3 protein-coding genes and 1 pseudogene are annotated in these 2110 nt (G+C 43.5%); 3 read left to right on the top strand and 1 reads right to left on the bottom strand.

The window, feature by feature from the left end; all coding sequences use genetic code 11:
• Positions 1-571, bottom strand: a pseudogene (locus tag AC1DSE_RS34495) (S8 family peptidase); the annotation flags it as partial.
• A gap of 184 nt (positions 572-755) precedes the next feature.
• Between AC1DSE_RS34495 and AC1DSE_RS34490 the strand changes: the two are divergent.
• From AC1DSE_RS34490 to AC1DSE_RS34480, 3 genes are read left to right on the top strand one after another with little or no spacing between them, the layout of a single operon-like run.
• Positions 756-1256, top strand: coding sequence for a YpuI family protein (locus tag AC1DSE_RS34490; protein ID WP_076266908.1), 501 nt, complete (start codon positions 756-758; stop codon positions 1254-1256).
• Positions 1257-1310: 54 nt separating this feature from the next.
• On the top strand, positions 1311-1523 hold the full coding sequence (locus AC1DSE_RS34485; protein WP_076266909.1) for a DUF1540 domain-containing protein: 213 nt from the start codon (positions 1311-1313) through the stop codon (positions 1521-1523).
• Positions 1524-1529: 6 nt separating this feature from the next.
• On the top strand, positions 1530-1946 hold the full coding sequence (locus tag AC1DSE_RS34480; RefSeq protein WP_477511379.1) for a DUF4190 domain-containing protein: 417 nt from the start codon (positions 1530-1532) through the stop codon (positions 1944-1946).
• The last annotated feature ends 164 nt before the right edge of the window (positions 1947-2110 follow it).

The raw sequence follows: 2110 nt of genomic DNA, 5'->3' as shown, positions 1-2110 counted from the left end.
GTCTAAGGTTGCGCATTTGATGATGTTCTACGGATTTCAAAATATCTTGTTTGATGACACCGACCACACCGATTCCACTATGCTTGGAGTCTGGCACACCCAGCACCATATAACGGCTGCCATTTTTGGCTGTGAAAGAAGGGGATTCAAACTTGGCCCCTTTGCTAACTTGTGATTTTGCTTCAGAAACATAAGATTTGACTTTCTGATCTTCTGTTTGTGGGAGGGCTCCTCGATCAACGCTGCGATTGCCCGAAATCCAGCTAATATAAGCCATGTGCGCATGCTCATGCATCATATGCTTGATTTGTTGATCAGCTTCGTTTTTTGATCCCATACTGGAGCTCATCAGCTTCTGAAAATCTTTGGAGCACTCCGTGGAGCAAAGCATCGCTGTCGCTTTCATATCGGATTGCAACGCAGCAATTTTGAGCGTATGCTCGCGTTTTGCAGAAAAACTAGACGTTTGCGGCGGTTTTTTGACGTCTTTAGGGGCAAATATCGGCGTCATTGGTATAAGCAGAGCAGCTAAGGCTAAAATTGTAAGGCCACCAATCCATTTTCTATGCATGCCTGAAACCCTCCATTGATCGTTCTAAATTAGAGCTAAGTCTAATCTATAGGTTCGGATTCCAAGGCTTAAAATATGCGAACGAAAGCGTGAATCGCCAGTACCACTTAAATGTAATTTGTGGTACGATAGTGATGATTGTAGTTTTTACGTGTGTTTGGATTATGAAAGGGGAACTACCTATATGCCAACTGCCAACGTCAAAGCACTAACGGAATCAACTCGCACAAAGCTAAAGGATGCGTTAAGCCAACTGGAACCGTTTCTGAATAACAATTCCTTGCCCCAATTAACCGGCGAAGATGATGGAGAAGAAGCACATACTTTTTACAAAGGCCTTTTATCCGATTTGAGACATTTATTGGTCTTTTCTGAAGTCTCGGTTGAAAAGCTGGGAGTATTGCTCAGACGGCCCAATTTTGATACAGATTATGCGGAACGCGTGCTGTATGAGGTTTACCATCAATGCGTAAGCGCGTTTTTCTATCCGAAGAACGAATGTTATTCTGAAGATGGCCGTTATGCTTATACTGGCCAAGATGCGATTCGTTTCCGCTTTAAACCGAATCGTGATTCTCGTGGTATCGTACTTAGTGTTTCCAAGGTTTTTGAAGAACTGCGTGATGAATTAGCGTATTACGAAAATGATTACATGACTCAGCGTCGTATGCAAGGACAAAAATAAGGCAGAATGAATCACCTCCGGTCAGGGAAACTTGATAGTGGAGGTGATTTTTTTATGCCAAAAGGCGTGTCTTGTAGTGTCGCTAACTGCAACTTCTGGAAAGAAGGCAATAATTGTGGAGCTAGTGAAATCAACATCGAAATCGATCAACATGCAGGCGCCAATTTTAAAGAAGAATTTGCTGCGGATGACCTCGGACTATTTCATCAAGATCAAGCTGAACAATCAAAGTCAACATGCTGCCTTACCTTTAAACCAAAGGAGTGAAGGTCGATGGGTAAATATGAAGACGATTATAAACAATTGTTGGATGATCGAGATCGATCGGAACGAACAAGCCATCCAGTTGTGGGGACGGATCGCTTGATTGATGTAAATGAAGAAATGGCTGCTGATTTTGCAATCACCAATCCAGCGGTTCATACAGAGCGCAGAGAAGACCGTTATGTGGAGAGAGAAGAGCGGGCAGATGCCGAGTCCGGAGGTAATGCTCTTGGATGGGTATCACTTGTGTTTGCAATTGCGTCTTGGTTTCTATGGCCTGTACTCATTGGTGCAACATCAGTCGTACTTGGCTTTATAGCATACCGACAAGGCGCACGCGGACTAGGCGGTTGGTCTATGGCGATCGGAGCAATTGCATTAATGTTAAATTTAATTATCATGCCTTTTTATTACGCGATCACCTAACCGAATAAAAAAAAGCTCCTTCCCGGTAAATCGGGATGGAGCTTTTTTTATTTTAGAGCTTGCTCACGGTGCTTTTGTACTTCCACATTCAAAGCAAGCATCTCCCGATCCAGGAGATGAATCATATCGGCAGAGCCTTTGAGCTGCTGTTGTATATGTAGCGG

This window comes from Paenibacillus sp. 01L418, from assembly GCF_056400045.1.
Note: the sequence above shows the minus strand (reverse complement) of the source record. Positions and strands in the feature narration are given on the sequence as shown.